At 70.6% G+C, this 26437-nt stretch carries 17 protein-coding genes and 1 pseudogene; 3 read left to right on the plus strand and 15 right to left on the minus strand.

What is annotated here, in order from left to right:
• Positions 1–138: 138 nt before the first annotated feature.
• The 10 genes and pseudogenes from ACFVIU_RS29365 to ACFVIU_RS29410 form a co-directional block, all read right to left on the minus strand.
• A complete protein-coding gene (locus tag ACFVIU_RS29365; protein ID WP_385846190.1) occupies positions 139–1464 on the minus strand; it encodes a ricin-type beta-trefoil lectin domain protein in 1326 nt (441 codons plus the stop codon).
• A gap of 53 nt (positions 1465–1517) precedes the next feature.
• The gene (locus tag ACFVIU_RS29370) at positions 1518–3500 is read right to left on the minus strand and encodes an alpha-L-fucosidase (RefSeq protein WP_385846191.1); all 1983 of its coding nucleotides are present in this window, start codon (positions 3498–3500) and stop codon (positions 1518–1520) included.
• A 54-nt stretch (positions 3501–3554) separates the two neighbouring features.
• Positions 3555–5963 carry a ricin-type beta-trefoil lectin domain protein gene (locus ACFVIU_RS29375; protein WP_385846193.1) on the minus strand — a complete coding sequence of 803 codons (2409 nt, stop codon included), beginning with the start codon at positions 5961–5963 and terminating at the stop codon, positions 3555–3557.
• A gap of 22 nt (positions 5964–5985) precedes the next feature.
• Complete coding sequence (locus ACFVIU_RS29380; RefSeq protein ID WP_385846239.1) at positions 5986–7455, minus strand: arabinofuranosidase catalytic domain-containing protein; 1470 nt, start codon at positions 7453–7455, stop codon at positions 5986–5988.
• Positions 7456–7594: 139 nt separating this feature from the next.
• Positions 7595–9232 (minus strand): glycoside hydrolase family 27 protein, encoded by a 1638-nt coding sequence (locus tag ACFVIU_RS29385; RefSeq protein ID WP_385846194.1) that lies wholly within the window; start codon positions 9230–9232, stop codon positions 7595–7597.
• A gap of 43 nt (positions 9233–9275) precedes the next feature.
• Positions 9276–10697, minus strand: coding sequence for an arabinofuranosidase catalytic domain-containing protein (locus ACFVIU_RS29390; RefSeq protein ID WP_385846196.1), 1422 nt, complete (start codon positions 10695–10697; stop codon positions 9276–9278).
• Positions 10698–11099: 402 nt separating this feature from the next.
• A pseudogene (locus tag ACFVIU_RS29395) lies at positions 11100–12566 on the minus strand (endo-1,4-beta-xylanase); the annotation flags it as partial.
• A 39-nt stretch (positions 12567–12605) separates the two neighbouring features.
• Positions 12606–13745, minus strand: a complete 1140-nt coding sequence (locus ACFVIU_RS29400) for a ricin-type beta-trefoil lectin domain protein (RefSeq protein WP_385846197.1) — start codon at positions 13743–13745, stop codon at positions 12606–12608.
• A 57-nt stretch (positions 13746–13802) separates the two neighbouring features.
• Positions 13803–16253, minus strand: coding sequence for an RICIN domain-containing protein (locus ACFVIU_RS29405; RefSeq protein WP_385846199.1), 2451 nt, complete (start codon positions 16251–16253; stop codon positions 13803–13805).
• 93 nt (positions 16254–16346) lie between these two features.
• Positions 16347–17789, minus strand: a complete 1443-nt coding sequence (locus ACFVIU_RS29410; protein WP_385846240.1) for an arabinofuranosidase catalytic domain-containing protein — start codon at positions 17787–17789, stop codon at positions 16347–16349.
• 503 nt (positions 17790–18292) lie between these two features.
• On the opposite strand from ACFVIU_RS29410, the gene ACFVIU_RS29415 reads away from it, so the two are divergent.
• The 3 genes from ACFVIU_RS29415 to ACFVIU_RS29425 all read left to right on the plus strand — a co-directional run bounded on the left by ACFVIU_RS29415 (position 18293) and on the right by ACFVIU_RS29425 (position 22437).
• The gene (locus tag ACFVIU_RS29415) at positions 18293–19336 is read left to right on the plus strand and encodes a LacI family DNA-binding transcriptional regulator (RefSeq protein ID WP_385846201.1); all 1044 of its coding nucleotides are present in this window, start codon (positions 18293–18295) and stop codon (positions 19334–19336) included.
• Between the two features lie 92 nt (positions 19337–19428).
• Positions 19429–20409 (plus strand): expansin EXLX1 family cellulose-binding protein, encoded by a 981-nt coding sequence (locus ACFVIU_RS29420; RefSeq protein WP_385846202.1) that lies wholly within the window; start codon positions 19429–19431, stop codon positions 20407–20409.
• 33 nt (positions 20410–20442) lie between these two features.
• Positions 20443–22437: a TIM-barrel domain-containing protein gene (locus ACFVIU_RS29425; protein ID WP_385846204.1), complete on the plus strand. Its 1995-nt coding sequence runs from the start codon at positions 20443–20445 to the stop codon at positions 22435–22437.
• Here ACFVIU_RS29425 and ACFVIU_RS29430 read toward each other — a convergent pair.
• The 5 genes from ACFVIU_RS29430 to ACFVIU_RS29450 are packed head-to-tail and all read right to left on the minus strand — an operon-like array spanning position 22429 to position 26421.
• On the minus strand, positions 22429–23145 hold the full coding sequence (locus tag ACFVIU_RS29430; protein ID WP_385846205.1) for a FadR/GntR family transcriptional regulator: 717 nt from the start codon (positions 23143–23145) through the stop codon (positions 22429–22431). The genes ACFVIU_RS29425 and ACFVIU_RS29430 overlap by 9 nt on opposite strands.
• The gene (locus ACFVIU_RS29435) at positions 23136–24146 is read right to left on the minus strand and encodes an aldo/keto reductase (RefSeq protein ID WP_385846206.1); all 1011 of its coding nucleotides are present in this window, start codon (positions 24144–24146) and stop codon (positions 23136–23138) included. The genes ACFVIU_RS29430 and ACFVIU_RS29435 overlap by 10 nt, the downstream gene beginning before the upstream one ends.
• Positions 24147–24185: 39 nt before the next feature.
• Positions 24186–24947, minus strand: coding sequence for an SDR family oxidoreductase (locus ACFVIU_RS29440; RefSeq protein WP_385846207.1), 762 nt, complete (start codon positions 24945–24947; stop codon positions 24186–24188).
• The gene (locus ACFVIU_RS29445) at positions 24944–25987 is read right to left on the minus strand and encodes a zinc-binding dehydrogenase (protein WP_385846209.1); all 1044 of its coding nucleotides are present in this window, start codon (positions 25985–25987) and stop codon (positions 24944–24946) included. Before ACFVIU_RS29445 ends, ACFVIU_RS29440 begins: the two co-directional genes overlap by 4 nt.
• Positions 25984–26421: an RbsD/FucU family protein gene (locus ACFVIU_RS29450; protein WP_385846210.1), complete on the minus strand. Its 438-nt coding sequence runs from the start codon at positions 26419–26421 to the stop codon at positions 25984–25986. The genes ACFVIU_RS29445 and ACFVIU_RS29450 overlap by 4 nt, the downstream gene beginning before the upstream one ends.
• Between the last annotated feature and the right edge of the window lie 16 nt (positions 26422–26437).

A 26437-nucleotide genomic window follows, 5' to 3' on the forward strand; every position in this document is an offset into this window, starting at 1 on the left:
GCCTTCGTTCGACCCACCCCAACCACATTCTCACCCCCCCTTCTGGCACCACCAAACCACGCGTCCGGCGCGTATAACCCCGCGCCGGACGGGTGGCAGGTCAGCCTCCCAGGGTGTTAGTTTGTCGAATCGATTCGATCACGCCAAGCGCCAGTGCTGGTTGGCACCGCCCGTGCAACTCCACAGCTGGACCTTCGTCCCGTTCGTGGTCCCCTGGCCGTTGGCGTCCAGGCAGAGCCCCGACTGCGCGGCCGTGATCGTGCCGTCGGGGTTGACGTTCCACTGCTGGTCCGGCTGACCGGTGCAGTCCCAGATCGCCGCCGGGGTCCCGCTGCCGGCGGACTGGCCGACGCCCAGGCACTTGTTGCCGTAGACGACCAGCTGCTTTCCGGCGGAGTAGGTCCACCGTTGGTTGGAGCCGCCGTTGCAGTCCCACAGCTGTGCCTGCGTGCCGTTGGCCGTCGTGGAGTTGTTGATGTCCAGGCAGCGCCCCGACTGCTGACCGACGATCTCCTGGTTGCCGGTGGGCGGCGGCGGTGTCGGGTTCGAGCCGAACTGGGTGAAGAACTGCCACACCGCCGCCGACGTCCAGGTGTGCCAGCCGTCGCCGGTGGAGCCGTCTATCGGACCGGGGTCGTGGCCCGCTCCGTCGAACGCGGCCCAGACGACGGGGTATCCGGACCTGCACCCGGAGTAGGTGGTGATGATGTGCGTCAGGCTTCCGTAGGCCGGCTCGGGCGGGTTCTGCGGGGTGCAGCCGTTCGCCCGGACGAAGGTGTCACGCAGTTCCCGTCCCGACGAGATGGGCAGCACGTTGTCCCTGATGCCGTGCAGACCCATGTAGGCGACGGGCTGAGTGCCGCCGTCGCACCCGCTGAGGTTCGCGCCGGAGTAGACCGCGACCGCGCGGAAGACCGTCGCCCGGGAGCAGGCGAGGGCGTAGGACATCGCACCGCCGTAGCTGAAGCCGGCGGCGAACACCTGGGTGGTGTCGACGCACAGACCTGCTTCGAGCTGGCTGACCATGGCGTCGACGAAGGCCACGTCCTGGCCGCCGGGGTTGGCCCAGCCGTTGCCGTTTCCCTGCGGGGCGACGAAGATCGTGCCGTTGTTCGCGTTGTCCGCCAGGCGCCGCAGGCCGTAGTAGGACCAGTTGTATCCGTCCGTGCCGCCCGAGTCGACGTCGTTGGCGGTGCCGCCCCGCCAGTGGAAGCCGAAGATCAGCCGGTAGGGGTGGTTGTTGTCGTAGCCGGCGGGGACCCGCAGGATGTAGGTGCGGGCCTGGCCGCCGCTCTGGATCGTGTGGGTGCCGCTGGTCAGCGTCGGTGCCTTGCCGCAGCCGGCGGTCGCCCCGGCGGCACTGGTGGTGGCCGTGCCGCGGGCGCTGCCGAAGGAGGTGCCCGCGGCCGACAGGACGAGGAGGAGCGCGGCCGCGACGGCCAGTAAGAGCGGATTGCGTTTCATGCGGACCTGCTTCCTTGGTCGTGGGGTGGACGGGGAGCGTCGGTCGCCGGGGGTCAGACAGCGGTGATGGTCCACTCGTTGTTGGTGCTGGAGTTCGGCGTCCACAGCACCGCCGTGGAGCCCACCGTGGTGCTGCCGCTGCCGTCGAGCGCGGTGCCCGTGCCGCGGTTGACGATCTGGTAGCGGTTGTCGCCGAGACTGCGCAGGGACCACTGCTGGTTGTTGCCGCCGTTCCACGCCGTCTGCCGGACCGGAGCGCCGTTGGCGGTGTTGCCCCAGCTGTCGGCGGCCATGCCGTTGGTGCGGTTCATGATGCGGTGGTAGCCGTTGCCGAGGTCGATCAGCTGCCATTGCAGGTTGGTGCTGCCGTCGTAGTTCCACTGCTTGAGGTTGGAGCCGGAGTCGACGTTGCCCCCGCTGTCCAGCACGAGACCGCTGGTGGCGTTGGCGATCTTCACCCAGGTCGTGGGGCCGCTCGGTGCGTTCAGGACGGGGATCTCTCCGGCGAAGGTCAGTTTGACCGTGTACGCCAGGGCGCTGAACGGCGGGTTCGACGAGGGCATGGTCAGGTGCAGGCCGGAGGCGTCCTGGGTCGGTGCGGGCAGGTCGATGTAGGTGCCGGCGGTGTTGCCGAGCAGTCGGGCGCTGGTCAGGCTGCTGAGGTTGATCTGGTTCGAGTTCAGCGTGGTGACGGTCATGGTGCCGCCCTGCCAGCCCAGCGCGGTGACATAGAGGACCTTGTTGTCCTGGCTGCGGGTGAACCGGATGTCCTGCGGCTTGCCGGCCACCGGTCCGCTGAAGGAGCCTCCGCCCATCTTGGTGGGGCCCTCGCCGTAGCTGGTCCAGGAGCGGGTGCCGTAGACCGCCTCTCCGAAGCGGCGGAGCCAGTCGCCCATGTCGAGCAGGATGGTCTGCTGCCCGGAGGGGATGGTGCCGTCGGCCATCGGGGCGATGTTCAGCAGCATGGTGCCGCCCTTGCTGACCCGGTCGATCAGCGAGTGCAGCAGCGCCTGGGTGGAGTAGTAGCCGATGCCCACCGTGTAGCACCAGCTGGAGGAGGAGATGCTGTCGTCGGTGAGCCAGTAGGGGGTGAGCAGTCCCGCCGGGCCGCCGCGCTCGAAGTCGAAGACCTCGCCCTTGTTGTCGAGGCCGTCCTTGTAGGTCGCGACGACGTCCTTGTTCCAGGCGACGGCCTTGTTGTAGTAGTACGCGAGGAACTGGAGCCGGTCCGACTCCTGCACCAGGTTGAGGTCGAAGTCCTGCCAGAGCAGGTCCGGCTGGTAGCCGTCGATGACCTCGACCAGCTTGTCGTACCAGAGCTGGTTCTCGGCGGCCGTACCCTGCTGGCCGAACAGGATGCGCAGGTTCGGGTCCGACTGGTTCGGCACATGGTCGTAGAAGCCGTTGAAGTGGTAGGCGTGGTGGAGCGAGGCCATGAACTTCAGGCCCTGCCCGCGGATGGCCTGGGCGTGGAGCCCCACGAGGTCGAGTTTGGGTCCGCGTCTGACCGAGTTCCACGGGTTGGCCCGGCTGTTCCACATGGAGAAGCCGTCGTGGTGCTCGGCGACCGGGCCGGCGAACCGCGCGCCCGCGGCCTTGAACAGCCGCGCCCAGGCGTCCGGGTCCCAATTGCCGCCCTGGGAGGCCAGCTTCGGGGCGAACTGCACGAAGTTGCCCGCCTTGTCGCGGGCTCCGTCGATGAAGTTGTTGTACGGCCAGACCGAGGGGTCGCCGTAGGTGGCGATGTGGTGCTGGTTCTCGGCCGAGCCGCTGATGTACATGTTGCGCGGATACCACTCGTTGCCGAACGCGGGGACGCTGAAGACACCCCAGTGGTAGTAGATGCCGAACTTGGCGTCCTGGAACCAGGCCGGGGCGGGCGGGTGCTGGTCCACGGAGGACCAGCTCGCGGTGTAGCTCGCGGGGCCGTCGGTCGCGGCGGCCTCGGGGGCGAACCGCAGCAGGCCGAGGGCCGTGACCGCGCCGGTCGCGGCCAGCAGCCGGCGCCGGCTGATCGGGAGGGGGGAGGAGGTCATGCGGAGCCTTTCGACGTCATCGACGGGGGTGGGTGATCCCGGACGTCGCCCGGATCAGGTGTGCGTCCACTTCTGGTTGCTGGCGCCGGTGCAGGTCCACAGCTCCAGCAGGGTGCCGTTGGCCGTTCCGGCTCCGGTGGCGTCCAGGCACAGGCCGGACTGGACACCGGTGATGGTGCCGTCGGCGTTGAGCGTCCACTTCTGGTTGTCGCCGCCGGTGCAGTTCCAGATGTCGACCTTGGTGCCGGGGCTGGTGCCGCCGCCCGAGGCGTCGAGGCAGGCGCTGCCGTAGACCCGCAGCTCACCGGTCGAGGTGCTCGTCCACTGCTGGTTGCTGCCGCCGTTGCAGTCCCACAGCTCCACCTGGGTGCCGGGCGTCTGCGACTGGTTCGGCACGTCCACGCACCGGCCGGAGCCGACCCCGGTGATCGGGGCGGTCGTACCGCCGCCGGTTCCGCCGCTGCCGGGGGTGAGGGACAGGTTGTCGAACTGCGCCGTCTCGCCCTGACTGGTGGCGTAGCCGACCTGTCCGCCGGCCCAGGTGCGGTCGTTCACCGAACCGACCCGGGAGCCGTCGATCACGGCGGTGACGGTGGTGCCGGAGAAGGTCAGGGCCAGGGTGTGCCACCGGTTGGTGCCCAGCGCCGTGGTGGTGCCGTGGGCGAGGGTGGAGACGGTGCCGTTGGTGCTGGAGTTCAGGATCGACCAGGCTCCGGTGTCGCTCACCCGGAGGTGGTAGGCGTTCAGCCCTCCGGTGCTGGTGTAGTCCTGCCCGTTGGCGCGGCCGATCAGCTCGGCGTATCCCGGCTGTTCGAGCAGCACGTCGGACGAGAAGGTGTAGTTGCTCCAGCTCACGTCGCCGAGCAGGGCGTGCGGATCGGACAGCGCGTCCCAGGTGATCGGCTTCTGCGGGCTCATCTGGCGCACGCACCTGCCGCTACGGCCGCCGCCGCAGCCGGTCACCTCGAAGGCGCCCTGCCAGTCCATGAGGTACTTCGCCTCGGTGCCGGTGGCGTAGCCGTCGAAGGAGTCGCTGTACGGCAGGCTCATCGCGCCCGCGGCGGGGCCGGTGGCGGTGCCCTTGCCCTGACCGGTGGTGGTGGTCAGGGTGTACACGCGATGGGGCTGTACGGTCAGGCTGAATCCGCCGCCGGACGGGGTGATGTCCGTGGTGTGCACGAGGTAGTCGGCCGGGTTGCCCGAGTCGACGTCGGTCGACCAGACGTGGACGGTGCCGGTGGACAGCCCTCCGGTGACACGGAAGTTCAGCGTCTGGGCACCGCCGGCGTCCATCGTCTCGACGACCGTGGAGTAGTCCGAGTCGTTCGTGGACTTCAGCGTGACGTAGCTGCCGTTGTTCCGGTTGCCGCCGATGTAGCCGCTGGAGGAGTCCAGGTACCGCCAGCCCGGGGCGGTGAACTGGGTGGTCTGCGCCATCACCCAGGCGTTCTTGCCGATCGCGTAGTGGCCGGACCACGGCTGCGCGGCCAGGGCGAGCCCCATGGTGGGGTAGGGCAGGTTCGGCGTGATCGCCGCGACCACCGGCCAGTTGAGGTAGGCGGTCATCCGGCCGTCGATGTAGCCGCGGTTGATGCCGCGGGCCACCGCCGGCGCTCCCGCGTTGTAGTCGTCCGAGCCGTTCTCGCTGGCCCACAGCTGCTTGCCGGACGACGTGGCGGCCGACGGCACCGTGCAGGAGGACTGGGACGACCGGTAGCCGCAGGGGTAGTGCGTGCCGATGACGCTCACCGCGGCGGCGAACTTCGGGTCGGCGTCGACGTCGTTCGCCACGGACCAGTCCGAGTCGGCCCCGACGATCTTGACGTTGCCGTAGCCGTGGCTGTCGAGCGCGCTGCGCAGCTGCTCGTACCAGCTGACGTTGTAGCCTCTCTCGTTCCATCCGCCGAGGTAGTCGATGCTCAGCTGGTGCTGCTTGGCGCAGCCCAGCCAGGAGAGCAGGTAGTCGATCATGTCGGTGGACCAGAAGTTCCCGCCGCCGATCCAGCCGGGGGCGCCCCAGGCGAGGCCGTACAGCTTGATGTTCGGATTGCGCGCCTTGGCCTGCTCCATCAGCCACCATTCGTAGCCCCGGCCGCAGTTCAGGTCGGACCGGGTGTGCTGGTGACTCGGCTCGGCCCCCGAGGTGGAGTTGGTGTCCCCGCCGATCTCGGCCTTGAGGATCTGCAAGGAGGCGCCGTAGCCGGGGCGGAAGAGGTAGTCCAGGATCTGGCCGCGCTCGGGCTCGGGATAGTCGACCAGGAGCCTGCTGTTGCCGCCCCCGCCGCTGATCGCGCCGACGCCGTCGAAGATCCGGCCGCCGGACGCGCCGTCGACGGTGATGGAGGTGGCGGCCTGGGCCGGCGCGGCGGCCGTGCCCACGATGCCGCCGGCGGCGAGAACAAGGCCCGTGAGCACGGCTGTCGAGCCGCGCAGGCGCCGGAACAGCCGTCTGAGTGGTGACACGGTGGAGCCTCCTTTCACAGGGTCAGTTCAGCGTCCATCGCTGGTTGGACTGGCCGTTGCAGGTCCACAGCTCGACGGGGGTGCCGTTGGCGGTGGCGGCGCCCGTCACGTCCAGGCACAGTCCGGACTGGGCGCTGGTGACGGTGCCGTCGGCGTTGAGCGTCCACTGCTGGTTGGGCTGGCCGTTGCAGGTCCAGGTGATGACCTTGGTGCCGGGGGTGGTGCCCTGCCCGGAGGCGTCCAGGCACAGGCGGCTGCCGCCGGAGGTGACGGTCAGCTCGTGGGAGGCGCTCTGGGACCAGGTCTGGTTGGCCGCGCCCGTGCAGTCGGCGATCTGTGTCTGGGCACCCGGCGTGGTGGTCCCGCCCGGCACCTCGAGACACTTCCCCGCGCCCACGGCGTGCAGCGCGCCCGTGGTGGTGCCGCCGCTTCCCGTGCCGTAGCCGGCGGCGGTGATGCTCGCCTGGACGGCGTTCTCGGTGGCGTCGGACGGGTAGCCCGCGGTCATCGCGCCTTCGAAGAACTCGCCGACTCCGTTGGGGCTGTTGTCGCCGCCGGTGCCGAGCAGGACGGAGCTGTCCAGCTTCATCGGCGAATAGCCGTTCGGCAGGGGGCCGGAGAAGGTGGTGGTCAGGCCGCCGCTGGTGCCGTTGCCGTATTTGAGCGTGAAGTTGCTGGTGCCGTTGTTCTTCAGCCATGCGCTGACGAAGGGGTAGTGCACACCGGGGTTCTTCGGGTCCTTGTTGGAGCCCGTGTTGGTGTGGTACATCCCGTTCTCCAGGTCGGCCTCGACCCACGGGCCGCTGCCGGTGCATCCGCCGAACCAGCAGGCCGTGCCCCAGTAGATGGCGTTCATGGTGGCGTTGCCGGTGTCGGTGTGGGAGTTCTCGCCGCTGCCGTAGTCGAAGCAGCACCACTGGCTGGTGTAGTTCGACGACGTCACCATGTAGATGCCCTCGGGCTGGGCGCCGGTGGCCACGCCGCTGGCGTGGTCGAGCCGGTAGCCGACACCGGGGGTGACCTTGACGCCGAAGACCTGGTGGCCGGCCGCGGTCACCGGCAGGGCCATGGCGTCCGCTCCGACGTCGGACCCGTTCGGGCCGGGGCCCTTCCAGTAGCCGCCCCAGGAGATCGGCAGGTCGTTGTGGTGGGCGGTCTGGTCGTAGATCTTCGTGATCGTGCACGACGTGCCGGCGCAGAAGGACACCTGGGACGCGGCGTCGGCGTAGCCGCCCGCGCCGAGCACCCCGATGTCGCGGTAGCCGTGGTCGGACGCGCGCTGGATCTGGTAGAGCGGCCCGTTGTACGACGCGAAGAGCGCCCTGGTCGTGGAGTGTGCCGTCACGCAGGGCGTGCCGCCCGCGGCATAGATGTCACAGGGCAGCGACGCGTCGGCCGCAAGGGCGTGCGCCGGTGCCGTTCGGACCGCGGCGGGTGTGCCGGTCCGCGGGGGTGTGGCGGACGCCGGGGTGCCCAGCGCGGCCAGGGCCATCGCCAGGGCGATCAGGAGCAGTGCGGGGAACCGCCGTCGCCGGCGGTCGCTTGCTGATCCGGACAAGGTAGACCTCCTCCGTGGCGGTACCGCCGTACGGCGGTACCGCGTCTGCCGGTGTGGCCGAGGGGGGGCGGGGTCAGCCCAGCGTCCACCGCTGGCCGCTGCCGCCGTTGCAGTTCCACAGCTCGACCTGGGTTCCGTCGGCCGTGGCACCTCCCGTGACGTCCAGGCACAGTCCGGACTGGACGCCGGTGACCGTGCCGTCGGAGTTGAGCGTCCACTGCTGGTTGGACTGGCCGTTGCAGGGCCAGATCTCCACCTTCGTTCCCGGGGTGGTCTGGTTGTCGTAGGCGTCCAGGCACATCTGGCCGCTGCCGGAGTAGACGGTGAGCTGGCCGCCGGCGGTGTGCGTCCAGGTCTGGTTGGCGCCGCCGTTGCAGCTCCAGATCTGCACCTGGGTACCGGCGGTCGTGGTGGAGTTCGGTACGTCCAGGCACTTGCCCGCGCCGACCGCGTGCAGCGGGCCCGTCGCGCTGGTGCCGCCGCCGCTGGTGCCGCCCGCGACCCGGTACATCACCGTGCCGTGCGCCGGGACCGAGGCGCTGATGGTGCCGGAGGTGGTCGAGGTCGCGCCCGACCACAGGTCGGTCAGGGTGTAGGAGGACGCCCCGGTCTTCCCGATCGCGGCCGCGTTGGTGCTGATGGTCGCCGTGGAGCCCGTCTCGTTGAACAGGGCCACCGACACGTCACCGTTGGCCAGCGGCTTGGCCAGCACGTCCAGGCCGCCCGAGGAGGACACCATGGTCCCCTGCTTGCCGAGGGAGTCCTGGTCGACCGCGATCACCCGGGAGTTGGTCAGCGTGGACAGGGTGTCCTGGCTGGCCGAGGCGATGTTGGTGCCCGCGATGAGCGGCGCGGCCATCTCGGCCCACAGGCTGAACTCGCTGCGGCTCTCGGTGGACGTCATCGACCCGTTGCCGACCTCCAGCATGTCCGGGTCGTTCCAGTGGCCGGGTCCCGCGTAGGACGCGAGTCCCACGTTGCTGTGGAAGATCGACAGCATGCTGGAGTACGTGGGGGTGATGTCCCCCGTGGTGCGCCAGCTGTTGCCCACGCCGGCGCCCCAGGTCCACACGTTCTCCTGGCCCCAGTTGCACAGGCTGAACAGGATCGGCCGGCCGGTCCCGGCCAGTGCGTCGCGCATCGCGGTGTACCGGGTCCGCGCCGACACACCGGTGTTGTTGCAGTTGTCGTACTTCAGGTAGTCCACGCCCCACGAGGCGAACGACTGCGCGTCCGTGGTCTCGTGCCCCAGGCTGCCCGGGTATCCGGCGCAGGTCTCGGTGCCCCCGTCCTCGTAGATCCCGAGCTTGAGGCCCAGCGAGTGGACGTAGTCCGCGGTGCCCTTGATGCCGTCGGGGAACTTGGCCGGGTCCGGGACCAGGTGGCCGCCGGAGTCGCGGTTGTGGGTCATCCAGCAGTCGTCGATGTTGACGTACTGGTAGCCCGCCGCCTGCATGCCGTTGGTGTGCATCGCCTGGGCGGTGGACTTGATCAGTGACTCGGAGACGTCGCAGCCGTACGCGTTCCAGTCGTTGAAGCCCATCTGCGGGGTCAGCGCGAGCCCGTTGCCGAGCGCGGCGGCGGGCTGCGCCGTGCCGAGGGTGAGAAGGGGGACGCCCACCGTGAGCAGCAGGGCCGAGAAGGCGAACGCCAGGGTTCTGCGCAGGGACAGCAGTGAAGGCTGCAACTGAAAGCGAGTGTGTAGGGGCATACCTCATCCATTTCTGGGGCGGGTTGGGAGAGCCGACGGGCGCTCAGCGGTAGCCGGCGGCGGTGATGTCGGCCTGGACCGCGTTGTCGGTCGCGTCGGAGGGGTAGCCGGCGACGATGGCTCCCTCGTAGAAGGTGCCGGCGCTCAGGTTGGCGCCGCCGCCGGGCTTGCAGCAGTCGCCGCCGCTGCCCAGGACGATGGCCCCTTGTTTCTTCATGGGGCTGTATCCGCTCGGGAGCCTGCCGTCCCACAGGGTGGTCAGGCCGCCGGACTGCGCGTTGCCGCCCTTGAGGGCGAACCGCGAGGTGCCGTCGTTCTTCAGCATCGCGGTGACGAACTTGTCGGGGAACGCACGCTGGTTGGTGTTCCAGGACTGGCTGCCGCCGGAGTACAGGCCCCATTCGAGGTCCGCCTGCACCCAGGGACCGCTGCCGGAGCAGCCGCCGAACCAGCACTCGGTGCCGAAGTTGATCGCGTCCATCGCCCCGGCGGCGTCGGCCTTCCGGTCGGTCTCGCTGTTGCCGTAGTCGAAGCAGCAGCCGCCGTTGACATGGGTACCGCTGGTCACCATGTACGCGCCTTCGGGTGCGGCACCGGTCGGCACACCCGTCAGATGGCCGTCCCGCCAGTAGCTGTTGCCGGGGTTGATGTAGAGCGAGTACGCCTTGCCGCCCCCGGCGGTCAGCGACTCGGAGGTCGCCTTCGCGGGGCTGCTCTGACTCGATCCCGGCACCTGGGCCGAGCCCTGGTACCACAGGTCGTTGCCGTGTCCCGACTGGTCGCGGACGACCGTGATCACGCAGGAGGTGCCCGCGCAGAACGCGTCCTGCGCCGCCGCGTCGGCGAAACCGCCGGGCGCCCGCACGCCGATGTCCCGTGTCGCGCTGTCCGAGGCGCGCCTGACCTGGTACAGGGGGCCGTTGTACGACCCGTAGAGCGCGCGCACCGTGCTGTGCGCGGCCACGCAGGGGGTGCCGCCCGCGGCGTAGATGTCGCACGGGCGCGACCCGCCGGCCGGGGACGTCGAGGCGGTCCACGTCTGGTTGCTGCGGCCGGTGCAGGTCCACAGGATGACCGCGGTGCCGTCGGCCGTCCCCGCCCCGCTGACGTCCAGGCAGAATCCGGACGCCGCACCGGTGACGGACCCGTCCGAGTTCTGTCGCCACACCTGGGTCGGCCGCCCGTCGCACGGCCGGATGACCACCGGTGCCCCGGGGGCCGTCCGATTGTCGTAGGCGTCCACGCAGCGGGTGCCGTTCATCGTCCTCAGCTCACCGGCCGCGGTCGACTCGAACGCCTGGTTGGGCTGGTCGTTGCAGGTCCAGATCTCCAGAACCGTGCCCGGCGCGTCGGTGTTGCCCTTGACATCCAGGCATCGCCCCGACGCCGAGCTGACCAGGGGTGCCGCCGAAGCCGGCGCCGACCAGGTCGGGGCGGTCGCCAGCAGCATGGCCAGCAGGGCCATCACGCCTACGGCTGCCGCCGCGGCCAGGCGTGGGGCACGAGCCGTGGGACGGCAGGGCGGAGCGGAGGAAGGCTGCATTCTGTGTCCTCGGATCTGCGGGGGAAGGGGACGGAGAGTGCCGTGCCTGTCGGAAGGGGCTCCGAAGGGGGTGTCGAGCCCTCCTGTCAGCGGGCCCGAGGGCACGCACAAGGAACGCTCAGACATCCCATGTCACACAGTGATCCCACAGGGCCCTGACGCTGTCAATAGATATAACCGAGCGACAGAGAGCCCTATACATCCCATGTCTGGGGGCTTCGGTGGCCGCGGTGAGGGCATGCCGAAACCCGCGTCCGGGCACGGTCGCCGTGCGGGACGCGGGTGTTCGTGAGCAGGACCGCGTGCTGGGCGCCGGCTACCTCACTTGAGGGTCCAGTGCTGGTTGGCTCCGCCGTTGGCGTCCCAGATCTGCACGGGGCTCCCGTTGGCGCCCTGCCCGCCCGGGACTTCCAGAGCGCGGCCGGAGGCGACGTTGGTCAGCGTGTAGGAACCGTCGCTGTTCTGGCTCGCCCGCCAGTGCTGGTTGGCTCCGCCGTTGGCGTCCCAGATCTCCATCCGTGTGCCGTTGCCCGTCTGCCCACCCGGCTCGTCCAGTACCCGCCCGCTCCCGACATTCGTCAGCGTGTAGGAACCGTCGCTGTTCTGGCTCGCCCGCCACTGCTGGTTCGTACCCCCGCCGGCGTCCCAGACCTGCACGGGCGTGCCGTTCGCGGTCTGCCCGGCCGGTACGTCCAGCGCGCGGCCCGCGGCGACGTCGGTCAGCGAGTACACCGCCCCCGGGACGATGCCGCCGGAGTTCCCCGTACTACCGCCCAGCGCGGACAGGACCGCGTCGTAGGCGGGCTTCTTGTTGCCGCCCCCGTCGAACAGGAGCGGGTTCTCCCCCGTCCGCCACGAGTCGCTGTCCCGGATCCCCCACACCGTCATACCGGTGCAGCGGGCGACGTTCATGCACGCCTTGACGGTGTTCGCGTACGCCGTCGGCGACGCCTGGGCGATGTCCAGCTCGGTGATCTGGACGTCGACGCCGAGCGCGGCGAAGTTCGACAGCGTGGTCTGGAAGCTCGCGGGCGGTCCGCCGGCGCCGAAGTGGGACTGGAAGCCGACGCAGTCGATGGGTACGCCGCGCGACTTGAAGTCCTTGACCATCGCGTAGACGCCCTGGGTCTTGGCGTCGGTCCAGTTCTCGATGTTGTAGTCGTTGTAGCAGAGCTTGGCCGAGGGGTCGGCGGTCCGGGCGGTGCGGAACGCCTCCTCGATGAAGCCGTTGCCGAGGACGTTCTGGAAGACCGAGCTGCGGTGCTGTCCGCTGCCGCCGTCGGCGAAGGCCTCGTTGACCACGTCCCAGGCGTAGATCTTGCCCTTGTAGTGGGACATCTCCGTGGTGATGTGGTTGTCCATCACGCTGCGCAGGGTGTTCGGGTCGGTGATGGAGCTGACCCAGCCGGGCAGTTGGGAGTGCCAGACCAGGGTGTGGCCGCGCATCCGCTGACCGTGCGCGGTGGCGTGGTTGACGATCTGGTCGGCCGGTCCGAAGTTGAAGGTGCCGCGGGACGGCTCGGTGGTGTCCCACTTCATCTCGTTCTCCGGGGTGATCATGTTGAATTCCCGGTCGAGAAGGGTGGAGTACGTCGAGTCGCCGAGCTTTCCGGCGGCCACGGCCGTACCGAAGTAGCGGCCGCTGCCGGCCGCGGCCGCGCCCAGGGTGCCGGAAGCCGCATGGGCGGCGGGGGCCGTCGTCGCGGCCAGGGCCAGTACGGTGGCGGCTGTCACGCCGGTGGCCGAGGCCAGGGTGGTGCGCAGACGGGGCCCGTCCTTGAACCAGGACATGAAGGATCATTCTCCTCGTGTGTGGGGGGAAGACGCCGATCAGGAGACCGGCAGGGTGGTCCACTGCTGGTTGGCACCGCCGTTGCAGTCCCAGAGGATCAGTTGCGTACCGTTGGTGGCAGAGGCACCGGGGTCGTCGAGGCAGCGGCCGGAGGCCGGGTTGCGGTAACCGCCGTTGTAGGCCTGCCACTGCTGCTGGGTGCCGCCGTTGCAGTCCCAGATCTCGATCTTGGTGCCGTTGGCGGTGCCACCGCCCGTGGCGTCGAGGCACTTCCCGAGCGCCCGCAGGGTGCCGTCCGAGCGCGCGGACCACGACTGCGCGTCGCCGCCGTTGCAGTCCCAGATCTGCACGGCGGTCCCGTTGGCGCTGTTGCCTCCGTTGACGTCCATGCACTTCCCGGCGACCCCGGAGCGGACCGGTCCGCCCACGGCGACCGGCGGCTTGAGCCAGCCCGCCGCGTCCGCGGCCTGGACCCCGGCGTTGAAGGCGTCCGCCATCTTGCCGTAGCCGTTGTCGTTGGGATGCAAGGGGTCGGACAGGTCCGCGGTGGTCAGAGCGCTCATGTCCACCAGGCGTACATGCTTGCCGGCGGCCTGCTCGGCCTGGACGATGCCGGGCAGCGCGGCGTTGAACGCGGGGCGGGTGGCCTCCTCGGTGCTGCTGGTGGAGACGATCACGGTGCCGACGAGGACGGTCGCGTCAGGGGCGTCGGCCGTGATCCGGTCGATGAGCGCATGGAGCCGATCGGCGGCGGGCTGGGCCGCGGAGCCGCCGTTCAGATCGTTGGTGCCGATCTCCAGGGTGATCACGTTGGGCCGGTACCGGGCCAGCACGGAGTCCGCGATGCCGGCTATCTCGTCGATGTGCCAGCCGGAGTGGCCTTCGTTGTCCGGGTCGGACATCGTGCCGTTGCGGCCCGACCCCACGAAGTCCAGGGCATGCCCCTCCCCCGCCAGCCGGTTCCACAGGAAGCTCCGGTAGCCGTTCCCGGAGGGGCTGCCGACGCCCCAGGTGATGGAGTCGCCCAGCGGCATCAGCCGCAAGGGGGTGGGCGCTGCGGCGGCCCGTGCGGCGGAGCCCGGTGATCCGGTGCCGGTGGCGGCTGCCGCGGGCACCGCGGTGGCGGTGCCGAGCGCCGCCGTCAGCGCGGCGGCCAGGAGCACCCCGTACTTCTTCATCTGTGTTCCTCACTGGGTGGGGGACAGTGGGTGGGAGTGAACGAGCGGGTGAGTCGGTCAGCGCGGCGTGAAGTCCTGGTTGCTGCCGGCCGTGTTCTTGCAGGGCCACTGGTCGAGCTGCTGGCCGGCGTTGCTGCCGCCGCCGTAGACGTCCAGGCACAGGCCGCTGTTCTGGTTCTGGAAGGAGTACGAGCCGTCGGACTGCCGTACCGGCAGCCACAGCGCGCCGGTCGCTCCGCTCGGTTCCTGCTGCACGATGTCGGGCGTCCCGGCGGCGGTGAGGCTGCCCGAAACCCCCACCACCAGCCCGGAGTTCTGCGCCTTCAGCTGCCCGTATCCGCCGGCGCCCGGCACGAACTGGAACTGCTGGTTGGCCTGCCCGTTGCAGGTCCACTGGTCGATCGCGGCGCCCGCGCTGCCGGAGTTGCCGTACACGTCCAGGCACAGACCGCCGCTGCCGATCACCAACTGGTGGGAGCCGGTGGGGAAGCCGCCGCCACCGCCCGACGACTGGACGCCGGCCTGCTGGATGACCTGCTGCGCGCCCGCCGGCCAATTGGTGCCGCTGACCTGGACGTTGCCGGTCAGGACGTTGTTGTGCGGCGGGCCGGTGGCCACGTAGGTGTTGCCGCCGTTGTACCAGTTGCCGGAGAACGTGCTGTCGTCGGTGTGGTTGTTCGCGTTGGCGTTGGTGAGCGCCCAGTTGCCCGCGTCCTGAACCACGTTGTCGGAGACCTTCAGATAGCGGGAGCCCTCGTCCAGGTACAGCGCGGTGGTGCGGTTGTTGTCGTACATGTAGTTCTCGGAGATCACCGAGCCGGGGTTCGCGGACAGGTTGTAGATGCTGCCGCCGTCGAACATCGCGTTCTTGGTGTCGAAGATCAGGTTGTGGGAGACGGTGTTGTTCTTCAGCGTCGTGGGGGTGCTGTACACGGGCTGGTAGTTGTACGTGCCCCGGTTGACGTAGTCCTGGCTGCCGCCCGGGTCGTTGGCGCCCCATCCCCAGCCGATGTCGATGCCGTCGTAGGGCAGGTGGTCGCACTGGTTGTGGGTGATGGTGGCGTTGGTGACGTAGGTGGACAGGATGGCGGCGGTCTCCTTGTAGTCGGTGCCCACCCCGCTGACCTTGTTGTTGCTGATGGTGATGTTCTGGTTGGTCATCTGCGGGTTGCCGGGGTGGTGCGCGTCCGGCTGGATCCCGCCGACCTGGATGCCGCTGCCCGCGGTGTCGGTGAACGTGTTGCCGGTGATGGTGACGCCGTTCGCGCCGAGGCCGGTGCCGGAGGCGTTGGCGACACCGTCGTTGCCCACGCCGAGCCCGGCCTGTCCAAGCTCGGAGAACGTGTCGCCGGAGAACGTGATGCCGGTGGCGGCCGAGACCTGGACGGCCGCGGGCATCTGCGCCCAGTGGTTGCGGGTGGCCTCGAACTGGGTGCAGCCCGACGCGCAGGTGCTCAGCCAGTTGGCGGGCATCGGGTAGGCGCCGGTGATGTGCGCGCCGCTCTGCTGGTCCGCGTAGCCGTCGGGTCCGCTGGGGCCGAGCCAGGAGGTTCCGGTGAACCGGATGCCGCTGAAGGCGAGCCCGGTGGCCGGTGAGCCGTAGCTGCCGCTGATGCCGAGCAGGCTCTGCAACCGGGGCAGTTCGATGTCGAGGCTGCCGGGGTTCTGCCCCGGCTGGGCCCGGTAGTACAGGTCGCCGGTGGACGCGTCGAGGTACCACTGTCCGGCCTGCTGGAGGAACGCGTAGTTGTTCTCCAGGTGCATCGTCCCGCCGGCGAACGGTGCGTTGACGGTGTCGTAGCCCCAGGAGTTGTTGTTCCACGCGGGCTGCTGCATGGTGATGGTCCTGCCGCTGATCGACTGGACCGGCGCATAGCGGTCGGTGAAGGAGTTGAGGCTCTCGACCTCCATGTGGTTCTGGTCCGAGAGCCCGGCCAGGTAGTCGAGGGAGGAGTCGGTGACGGTCAGGCCGGTCTGGGTGAAGGTGAAGGCGGAGCGGGGCACCTGGATCGCCGCTCGTGGCGCTTCCTTACCGTTCACGTACAGCTGGCGGGTGTTCACACCGGTGCCGACGTGGGCCGACCAGATGTTCTTAGCCTGATCATGCACCTGCCAACCAGTGATCTGCTGGGCGCCGGTCACGACCGGCTGCTGCCCGGAGGCGGCCTGGTAGGTGATGGTGTGGCCGTTCTGGCCGCCGTCTCCGGAGCCGAAGACGAGTGGCTTGGTCAGCCGGTAGGTGCCACCGGCCAGGTGGACGACGACGTCCGAGTCGGCCGAGAGCCGGTGCGCGGGCTGCTCCGCCTGCTCGATGGTGGCGAACGGCTGCCCGGCGGTGCCGTTGCCGCCGGGAGCCGCATCCGGCGCCACGTACAGGTCGGCGGCCGCGGCCAGGTGTTCTGCCGGTACCGCGTACGCGACCCCGGCGGTGGCCGGACTGCCGGCGAGTAGGGCGAGCAGAGCTGTGGGGGCGGCCCACAGGCCACGGAGCGCTCTGGCTCTGGGCATGGTCATCCTCCGGTGGTGGCGCGACGGGTGGCGGGTGGCCCGTGGTCGGCGGTGTGCCCGGCCACGGGCCGGAGCCGGTCGGGTCAGCTCAGGTCAGTTGAGGCTCCACTGCTGGTTGGACCCGCCGTTGCACGGCCAGAGTTCGGCCAGGGCGCCGTCGGCCGTGGAGGCGCCGGTGACGTCGAGGCAGAGTCCGGACTGGGTGCCGGTGACGGTGCCGTCCGAGTTGAACTGCCACTGCTGGTTGGCGCCGCCGTTGCACGGCCAGGTCTCCACCTTGGTGCCGGCGGACGTCTGGTTGTCGTACGCGTCCAGGCACATCTGGCTGCTGCCGCTGTACACGGTCAGCTGGTTGGAGGACGTACGGGTCCAGGTCTGGTTGGCGGCGCCGTTGCAGCTCCAGATCTGCACCTGTGTACCGGCCGTGGTGGACGAGTTCGGCACGTCCAGGCACTTGCCCGCGCCCACCGCGTGCAGCGCGCCGGTGCTCGTGCCGCCCGTGGTGTTGCTGTACCCGGCCGCGGTGATGTTGGCCTGGACGGCGTTCTCGGTGGCGTCCGACGGATAGCCGGAGGTCATCACGCCTTCGTAGAAGGTGCCCTGGGCGCCCTTGCTGTTGTCGCCGCCGGTGCCGAGGATGATGGCCCCCTGCTTGCGCATCGGGTTGTAGCCCGCGACATTGGGGCGCACCCCGTCGTAGAACGTGGACAGGTTGCCCGACTGGGCGTTGCCCCCGCGGATCGCCCAGTGGTTGGGGCCGCCCTTGATGATGGCGGTCGTGTAGCGGTAGTTGATGGTCGGATCATTGGCGTTGTAGCGCTGGTTCACGCCGGAGAAGAGGCCGTTCTCCAGGTCGGCCATGATCCACGGGCCGTTGCCCGCACCGTAGCCCCAGACCTTGATGTTGCCGAAGTAGATGGCCTCCATGGTGCCGTTGCCGTCGTCGTTGCTGTCCGTCTCGGCGTTGCCGTAGTCGAAGCAGCAGCCGCCGTTGTAGTGCGTGCCGTCGAGGACCGCGTACATGCCCTCGGGCTGGTCGCCGGTCGCGATGCCGTTGGTGTGGTTGTTCCGGTAGCCCGTGCCGGGCGCCACGAAGACGCCGTAGGCCTTGTGGCCACCGACCATGGTGGGCGCGGCGGTCGCGTTGGCGAGGTTGTCGGGGCCGCCCGCGGCCCCGCCCCCGGGCGCCTGGGTGAGGTTGTTCCCGCGGCCCGACTGGTCGTAGATGATCGTGATCAGACAGGTCGTCCCGGAGCAGAACGCGTCCTGGGCGGCGGCGTCGGCGTATCCGCCCGCGCTCAGCACACCGATGTTCCGGGTCGTGTTGTCCGAGGCACGCCGCACCTGGTACAGCGGCCCGTTGTACGCGGCGTACAGCGCTCGCGTCGTGCTGTGCGCGGCCACACAGGGCGTACCGCCCGCCGCGTAGATGTCGCACGGCCCCGAGGTGGCGGCCCCCGCCGGGCCGGCCGTGGCCGTGGCGCCGATCAGCGTCGCGGCGACGAGCGCGACCGCGGCCCCCACCCGGGCGGCCATGGTCCGCCGGGAGCGGGGCGGGTGCGACGGCGGAGGGATGTCTGCCTGGTCCGGCGCACTTTCCGGCCTGCGGCGACGTCGTACCGCCTCGAGCAACAGCTGGACGCCACCGCGGCCGGACAGCGGGTGACGTCTTCCACGTACGGTGCCCATCTGATCTCCCCACCGTGCCGACGCAACCCGGCCGGGTTGGTGCGGATGCGCCGACAGCTCCGGAAGCGCTTGAACGCGCGTTTCTTTGCAGCGTGATTGCAGAGAGGTTTCGGGGGGAGACGGTGCTCCCGGTTTCGCAGTGCTGTCAAGGGTGTGGGAGGTCCGGGACCAAGGTTGTCGCGGAATCGATTCGACGGCTGGATTGCACCGGTCAGGGCCGGACCTTGACCCGGAGTTCGTACGGTCGTAGCCTCTTTTGTCGAAGCGCTTGCGTGGAATCGGTTCGCAGCCCCCTCGCCCACGACGCCCAGGTACCCTGGCTCCCTGCGGGTGAGTGCGTGAGGAGCTGTATGAACATCGGGGAGATCGCTCGGCGCGCCGGCGTGTCACGCAGCACGGTGTCGTACGCACTCAGCGGCAAGCGACCGGTCTCGACCAGCACCCGCAAACGCATCCAGGACGTGATCAACGAACTGGGGTATCGCCCCAACGCGACCGCGAGGGCGCTCAAGGAGGGCCGGACCCGGACGATCGGTCTGGTCATACCGCCGGCCGGCAACCGGCTCACCCACATGCAACTGGACTTCGTCGCCAGCGTGGTCGACGCCGCCGCCCGGGCCGATCTCGATGTGCTGCTGTCCCCGTCCGGCGGGGGGCACGACCGTTCCTTCGAGCGGTTGGTCTCCGAGGGCCGGGTGGACGGTGTCATTCTGATGGAGATCCGCCTGGAGGACCCACGGGTGGGCCGGCTCCAGGCGGCGGGACTGCCCTTCGTCGGCATCGGGCGCACGGCCGACGACCACCGGATGTCCTGGATCGACGTCGACTACGCCGGCCTGGTCGGGCACTGTGTGCGGCACCTCGCCGATCTGGGGCACCAACGGGTGGCTCTGGTCACGCGGTCCAGGGAACTCGTCTCGGCCGGTTACGGCCCCGCGCGCAGGGCCAGTGAGGGTTTCCGGGCGGCCGTGGCGGAACGCGGTCTCGACGGCATCGAAGTGCCCTGCGAGGACGACGCCCGCTCCGGCCAGGAATGCGTCGAGGCGCTGCTGCGCGACCATCCCGGACTCACCGCGGTCACCACCATCAACGAGGCCGCGCTGCCCGGCATCGAGCGCGCGCTGGCGGACAGCGGCCTCCGTGTGCCGTACGACTTCTCCGTCACCGGAGTCGCGGCCAGGACCTGGGCCGAGGACTTCCGCCCGCCGCTCACGGCGGCCGACGTCCCGGCCCAGGAGATGGGCGAGAAGGCCGTCGCCCTGCTGGTGGAACGCATCGCCGCACCGGACACCCCGGCCCGGCACATCCTGTTGACCCCACCCATCTCACTGCGCTCCAGTACCGGCGCCGCACCCACCAGCCGCACGGCGCGGGTCGAGCGCGCGGCGCGCTGAACCGGGGACGTGTCAGAACTCGTCGGCAACGTTTCCGCGTCCTGCGGTCACTGAACAGTGCACCATCGACGCGATGCTCCGAACGGACCGACATGAAGACAGAGACCATGACCGCGCGGCGGGCCGCGCGACAGCGCCGGCGCAGACGCAGGCTGATGCTGGGCACCGCTGTCGCGCTGACCTCGGCGGGGGTGCTGGCCGCTCTGGTCCTGGCGCTGCTCCCCGACCACAGGGCCGACGCCGGGACCGCCGTCACCGCCCGGGCGATCCCGAGGACCTCGCCCGAGGCGGGCGGCCCGACCCCGCCGGGTGCCCCGGCCCGGACGGTGACCCCGACGGGGACGCGCACGGCGACTCCGGCGCACCCCCCGGCGTCACCGGCGGCATCCGCGGCGGCGCAGCCCTCGGCCACGGGTACGTCGCGGCCTCCGCGCCCGGCGCCCACCACGGCACCGGCGGCCGGACGGATCCGGCCCGGCACCACCTACCGGGGCGTCGCCACCGCCTACGAGGCCGGCGACGGAAACGGCGCCTGCCTGTTCGGCCCGAGCCCCGACCTCATGGTCGCCGCGATGAACACCACCGACTACGAGTCGTCCAGGGCGTGCGGGGCGTACGTCCTCGTCCGCGCGGCGAACGGCGCCTCCGTCACGGTGCGGATCACCAACGAGTGCCCGGCTCCCTGCGCGCCCGGCCAGATCGACCTCAGCCGGCAGGCGTTCGCCCGACTCGCCGACCTCTCCGCCGGCCGGATCCCGATCACCTGGAGGCTGGTGAGCCCCGGGGCGGTCGGCACCCTCTCGATCCGGTACAAGACGGGCTCCAGCCCCTACTGGTGCGGCATCCAGGCGATCGGCCACCGCAATCCGGTGGCCGCCCTCGAGGTCCGCACCGCGCACGGCTGGCGGCGCCTGCCGCGTACCGGCTACGACTACTTCCTCTCGGCCGACGGCAGCGGTTGCGGCGGCGCGATCAGACTCACGGACATCTACGGTGAACGGCTGACCCTCAGCGGCATCGCGCTGCGGCCGGACGTCGTACAGCCGACCGGGGTCCAGTTCTCACGCCACTGACCGCACCGCCGTCACGCAGCAAAGGAATCCACCTTGCCCTACAGCATCCGCGCGGGCGGTCTGGAACGGCACACCGCCGCAGAGATCCTCCGCATCGAGCCCTGGGGACCGGACGCCGTCCGGGTGCGGGCCTCGTCCGGGACCATCGACCCCGGCGCCCCCGGCGCGCTGGAGAGCCCCCCGCCCGGCCCGCCCGCCGAGCTGTCCGTGTCGGACGACGGCCGTGCCCGCCTGGTCAACGGCCGCCTGGCGGTCGAGGCGTCCGCGGACGGCCGGCTGATGTTCCGGCACGCCGTCTCGGGCCGCGAACTCCTCGCCGAGCGGCTCCCGAACGCGCATCACACCGGCGCTCGCGTCCACGCGGCGGGCGGCCGGACGGAACAGTCCTTCCAGGCCTACGACGGCGAACGGCTGCACGGTCTGGGGCAGCATCCGCACGGGCGCCTGGACCAGAAGGGCTGTGTGATCGACCTCGTCCAGAGCAACACCGTGGCGGCCATCCCCTTCCTGCACTCCTCGCGCGGCTACGGACTGCTGTGGAACAACCCCGCCACCGGCCGGGCCGAGCTGGGCGCGGACGCCACCCGGTGGACCGCCGACGCGGGCGGGCGCATCGACTACTGGATCACCGCCGGTGACACCCCGGCCGGGATCCTGGACTCCTACACCCGGGCCACCGGACGCCCGCCCCTGCTGCCCGAGTGGGCGTCCGGTTTCTGGCAGTCGAAGCTGCGCTACCGCACCCAGGACGAACTCCTGGCGGTGGCACGGCAGTACCGGGAGCGCGGGCTGCCGCTGTCCGTCATCGTCTGCGACTTCTTCCACTGGCCGAGGATGGGCGACTGGCGTTTCGAGGAGAGCGAGTGGCCCTCCCCCGCCGCCATGGTCGAGGAGCTGACCGGCCTCGGGGTGAGACTCGCCGTCTCGGTGTGGCCCACCGTGGAGCCCGGCAGCGACACACACGAGGAGCTGCGCGCGGCCGGACACCTCGTCCGGGACGCCGACGGCGGCCTGCTCACCTTCCCCTGGCCGTCCCGGTACGGCGGGGACGCGCCGACCCGCCCGATGGCGTACTACGACGCCACCCACCCCGGGGCACGCGCCGCGCTGTGGCAGCGGCTGAACGACAACTACCGTTCGCTGGGCGTGCAGTGCTTCTGGCTGGACGCCTGCGAACCCGACCTGCCCCGGGACCTCGCCGAGCGCGCCGTCTACGCGGCCGGGCCGGCCGCCGCCGCCGCGCACCTCTATCCGCTGGAGCACACCCGTGCGGTCGCCGACGGCCTGCGCGCGGCGGGCGAGGACCGGCCGCTGTCGCTGGTCCGCTCCGCGTGCGCGGGCAGCCAGCGGCACGGCGCCCTGCTGTGGTCCGGCGACATCCCGCCCACGTTCGACTCCCTCGCGCGCCAGATCAGGGCGGGACTCAACATCGCGATGAGCGGGATCCCCTGGTGGAACACCGACATCGGCGGCTTCGCCGGCGGCGACCCGGACGACCCCGCCTACCGCGAGCTGCTGATCCGGTGGTTCCAGTACGGCACCTTCAGCCCCGTCATGCGGCTGCACGGGGACCGCGAGCCGCACCATCCCACCTTCTCCGCGGACATGACCGGCGGGCCGAACGAGGTCTGGTCGTACGGCCAGCAGGCGTACGGCATCCTCCGCGACCACCTGCTGATGCGGGAACGCCTGCGCCCGTACCTGAAGAGGCTGTCCGAGGACGCCCACCGCACCGGCGCCCCGCCGATGCGCCCGCTGTTCTTCGACTTCCCCGCGGACGAGCACGCCTGGGACGTGGACGACCAGTTCCTGCTCGGCCCCGATGTGCTGGTGGCGCCCGTGTACGAGGCGGGTGCCCGGGCCCGCCGGGCCTATCTGCCGTCCGGCACCCGCTGGCTCGACCCGGTCACCGGGCGGGTGCTGGAGGGCGGTACGACGCTCGACGCCGCGGCCCCGCTGGAGCGCATCCCGGTCTTCGTGCGGGAAGGAGCCGACGTCGCGGCCTGCTTCGCCGAACTGTCAGGGTGAGGACGGGTCGACGTACTGTTCGCCTGCGCGCAGGTGTTCCCTCAGCCACTGCTCGGTGTTGCTCACGTGCAGCAGTGCGGCGGCCTGGCTGAGGGCGGCGTCGCGGGTGGACAGTGCGTTGAAGATCGCCTCGTGCTCGGCAAGGGTGCGGGCCGCCGCCTTGTCGTCGACCAGACCGCGCCAGATACGGGCGCGCAGGGTGCGGCCGGAGATGCCCTCCAGGAGGGTGAGGAGGGTCTCGTTGCCGGTGGCCGCCACGACGGCGCGGTGGAAGGCGGCGTCGTGGGCGTTGAGCCGTTCGACGTCGTCGCGGGCCGCGCGCATGGCGTCCAGGTGCTGCTTCACGTCGGCCAGCTGCTCGTCGGAGATCCGCGTGGCCGCCAGGGCCGTGGCGAGCGGTTCGAGGAGCCGCCGTACCTCCATGAGGTCCCGCAGGGCGACCGAGTCGCCCTGGAGCAGCTCCACCGCACCGCCGAGCCCTTCCAGCAGCAGGCTCGGCTGAAGGCTGGTCACATAGGTGCCGTCGCCGCGCCGCACCTCCAGGACCCGCGCGACGGCCAGTGCCTTGACCGCTTCCCGGGCAAGGTTGCGGGACAGCCCCAGCTGGGCGGCCAGATCCGGCTCGGGCGGGAGCTTCGAGCCCGGGGGCAGCGCGCCGGTCCGGATCAGCTCACGGATCCGCTCGATGGCCTTGTCCGTCAGCGACACCGCGCATCCCTCCCACCCCGGCCCGCGAGCACGTCCGACCTGATCAGCCCCTGAGTGCGGAGATCGGCCCAGAGGCCGTCCGGAACACGCCGGTCATGGAGTTCCACGTTCTGTCCGACCTGTTCCGCAGTGCGCATGCCGAGGGTGACGTTGATGATACTGGGATGCGTGTACGGGAAGGCAATCGCGGCCGCGGGCAGGGTGGTGCCGTGCGCCTCGCAGACCTCGGCGATGGCCTGAGCGCGCGCGACGAGGGCCGGCGGAGCGTCCTGGTAGTCGTACTTCGCGCCCTCGGCGGGCCGGTCGTGGGAGAGGATGCCGGAGTTGAAGACGCCTACCGCCACCACGCTCTTGCCGAGTTCCAGTGCGGCGGGCAGGACGTCGTCCAGCGCCGACTGGTCCAGGAGTGTGTAGCGGCCTGCCAGCATCACCACGTCGGCGGCGGTCTCGCGCAGGAAGCGGGCGAGCATGGCCGACTGGTTCATGCCCGCGCCGATCGCGCCGATCACGCCCTGGTCGCGTAGCTCGGCGAGGGTGGGCATGGCCTCGTCGGCGGCTTGGCGCCAGTGGTCGTCGGGGTCGTGCAGGTAGACGATGTCGAGGCGGTCCAGGCCGGTGCGTTCCAGGGTGTCCTCGAGGGAGCGCAGGACGCCGTCACGGCTGAAGTCCCACCGCCGGCGCAGGTCGTCCCGTACGACGAAGCCCTCGCTGTCGGTGCCGCGTGGCTCCTCGTTGGGGACGAGGAGCCTGCCGACCTTGGAGGAGATGACGTACTCCTCGCGCGGGCGGCCTCGCAGGGCGGCGCCCAGGCGGCGTTCGGAGAGGCCGAGGCCGTAGTGCGGCGCGGTGTCGAAGTACCGTATGCCGGCCTCCCAGGCCGCGTCGACGGCGGCGGTCGCCTCGTCGTCCGGGGTGACGCGGTAGAGGTTGCCGATCACGGACGCCCCGAAGCCCAGCTCGGTGAGTGCGACGGGCGTGTGCGGGATCTTCCGGTGCTGCACGGTGTGCTCCTGGGGTGCGGGCGAGTGAGGCGCCGCCGCTCATCGGCCGAGCCATCCTCCGTCGACGGGCAGGACGACGCCGTGGACGTAGGCGGCGGCGTCGGAGGCGAGGAAGACGGTGGCGCCCGCGAGGTCGTCGGCGTCGCCCCAGCGTCCGGCCGGGATGCGGTCCAGGATCGCCTTGCTGCGCACGGGGTCGTCCTGGAGCGCCTGGGTGTTGTCGGTGGCGATGTAGCCGGGCGCGATGGCGTTGACGTTGACCCCGTGCGGGGCCCACTCGTTGGCCAGCGCCTTGGTCAGTCCGGCGATGCCGTGCTTGGCGGCGGTGTAGCCGGGAACGGTGATGCCGCCCTGGAAGCTGAGCAGCGACGCGGTGAAGATGACCTTCCCGCTTCCGCGGGCCACCATGGCCGCGCCGACCGCCCGGGTCAGCGCGAACTGCGCGTTGAGGTTGACCTGGAGCACCAACTCCCAGTCGGCGTCGGTGTGTTCGGCCGCAGGGGCGCGGCGGATCGTGCCCGCGTTGTTGACCAGGATGTCCACCGGCCGCTCCCGCCCGGCCAGGTCCGCGCCCAGCGCCCGTACGGCGGCCGGGTCGGCGAAGTCGGTCCGGATCGCCTCGAAGGTACGGCCCGCGGCGGTGACGTCCTTCTCCACCGCGCTGCCGGACTCCTCCAGCGAGGCACTCACGCCGATGACGTCCGCGCCGGCCTCGGCGAGCGCCCGGGCCATGGCCCGCCCGATCCCGCGCCGGGCCCCCGTGACCACGGCGAGCCGTCCGGTGAGGTCGAAGGCGGTCATACGGCGGCCTCCTGGGCGTCGTCGGTGCAGTCCACGAGGATCTTCATCACGTCTCCGCCGCCCTCCAGCGCCTCGAACGCGGCCGGCGCCTGCGTGAGCGGCACGACCTTGCTGATCAGCCGCTCCGCCGGAATGGTCCCGTCGGCCACCAGAGCGACCGCCTTCTCGAAGTCGGAGCGGTCGTACAACCGGGCCCCCACCAGGGTCAGTTCGCGCCAGAAGAAACGGTGCAGGTTCACCTCACGGGGACGCGGGTGGATCGCCACCAGGCAGAGACGGCCGCGTACGCGCAGGACATCGACCGCCGTATCCACGCCACCCGCCGCACCGGACACCTCGAAGGCGACGTCCGCGCCCGCGTCCCCGGTCCATGCACCTACCAACGCCGGCACATCGTCCGCGGCCGGATCCCACGTCTCCAGACCCAGCTCCTCGGCGAGCAGCCGCCGGTGCGCACTCAGCTCCACCACCCGCACCTCGGCGCCCGCGGAGCGCGCGACCAGCGCGATGAGGACACCGACCGGACCACCGCCCACCACGACGACCTTCTCACCCTCGCCGACCTGGGCCCGGCCCACATCGTGCACCGCGACCGCGGTCGGCTCGACCAGCGCGGCCCGGTCCAGCGGGAGCGCGTCGGGCAGCCGTATGAGGGTCGAGGCGGGCACGGTCCAGCGCTGCTGCATCGCGCCCGGCGAGTCGATGCCGATGAAGTCCAGATGCTGACAGATGTGCTGGTGGCCGTTGCGGCAGGCGGGACAGGTGCCGTCCCAGCGCAGCGGCATCACGGTCACCGCGTCGCCGGGTGCCCAGTCATCGACGCCGGGGCCCACCCGTACGACCCGGCCGGACATCTCGTGCCCGATGACGGCGGGCGCGGCGACCCGGGCGTCCATGTCGCCGTGGAAGATATGCAGGTCGGTACCGCAGATACCGACGTAGGCGGGCGCCAGCTCCACCTCGCCCGGACCGGGCGGCGCGCTGAGCGCGGGCGCCGTGTCCAGGGTGCGGGCGGACGTGTAACGGACGGCGAGTGTCATCGTGGGGTCAGGGTCCCTTCAGCGCGGACGCCGATGGTCAGCAGCAGGTTGGCGTAGGTGCGGGTGTCGGCGGTGACGATCGCCAGTGCCAGGTCGGGCGACCGTGCGGCGTCGTAGAACTCGAACCGGCCCAGCGTCTGCACCGGGGCGGGTGCGAGCCGGGCGCGGTACTCGGCGATGGCCGGTGGCTCCGGTTCGCCCTCGGGCGCCACCATCACCTGTGCCGATTCCACGGGGATCGCCCGCAGCAGGACGTCGAGCACGGTGGTGACGTCCAGCAGGCCCGGACTGAGGTTGAGATGGACGGTTCTGGCCCGCTCACCGGTGGCCGTACCGGCGGGGTAGTGGCCGTCGGCGAGCAGGACGCGGGCGCCGTGCCCGGATCCGGCGAGGGCTTCGAGGATTCCGGGGTGCAGCAGTTCCGTCAGGAGCACCGGATTCCCTCCTTCG

Origin of the sequence: Streptomyces sp. NPDC127190, from assembly GCF_042672505.1 — a bacterium.
Lineage (GTDB): Bacteria > Actinomycetota > Actinomycetes > Streptomycetales > Streptomycetaceae > Streptomyces.

Bases quoted from the DNA above. Each gene is read 5' to 3' on its own strand.
- ACFVIU_RS29415 (WP_385846201.1), top strand. From the start codon at position 18,293: ATGAACATCGGGGAGATCGCTCGGCGCGCCGGCGTGTCACGCAGCACG.
- ACFVIU_RS29380 (WP_385846239.1), bottom strand. From the start codon at position 7,455: ATGGCCCTGGCCGCGCTGGGCACCCCGGCGTCCGCCACACCCCCGCGG.
- ACFVIU_RS29445 (WP_385846209.1), bottom strand. From the start codon at position 25,987: ATGACACTCGCCGTCCGTTACACGTCCGCCCGCACCCTGGACACGGCG.
- ACFVIU_RS29370 (WP_385846191.1), bottom strand. From the start codon at position 3,500: ATGACCTCCTCCCCCCTCCCGATCAGCCGGCGCCGGCTGCTGGCCGCG.
- ACFVIU_RS29405 (WP_385846199.1), bottom strand. From the start codon at position 16,253: ATGCCCAGAGCCAGAGCGCTCCGTGGCCTGTGGGCCGCCCCCACAGCT.
- ACFVIU_RS29365 (WP_385846190.1), bottom strand. From the start codon at position 1,464: ATGAAACGCAATCCGCTCTTACTGGCCGTCGCGGCCGCGCTCCTCCTC.
- ACFVIU_RS29440 (WP_385846207.1), bottom strand. From the start codon at position 24,947: ATGACCGCCTTCGACCTCACCGGACGGCTCGCCGTGGTCACGGGGGCC.
- ACFVIU_RS29410 (WP_385846240.1), bottom strand. From the start codon at position 17,789: ATGGCCGCCCGGGTGGGGGCCGCGGTCGCGCTCGTCGCCGCGACGCTG.
- ACFVIU_RS29420 (WP_385846202.1), top strand. From the start codon at position 19,429: ATGAAGACAGAGACCATGACCGCGCGGCGGGCCGCGCGACAGCGCCGG.
- ACFVIU_RS29400 (WP_385846197.1), bottom strand. From the start codon at position 13,745: ATGAAGAAGTACGGGGTGCTCCTGGCCGCCGCGCTGACGGCGGCGCTC.
- ACFVIU_RS29390 (WP_385846196.1), bottom strand. From the start codon at position 10,697: ATGGCCCTGCTGGCCATGCTGCTGGCGACCGCCCCGACCTGGTCGGCG.
- ACFVIU_RS29385 (WP_385846194.1), bottom strand. From the start codon at position 9,232: ATGCCCCTACACACTCGCTTTCAGTTGCAGCCTTCACTGCTGTCCCTG.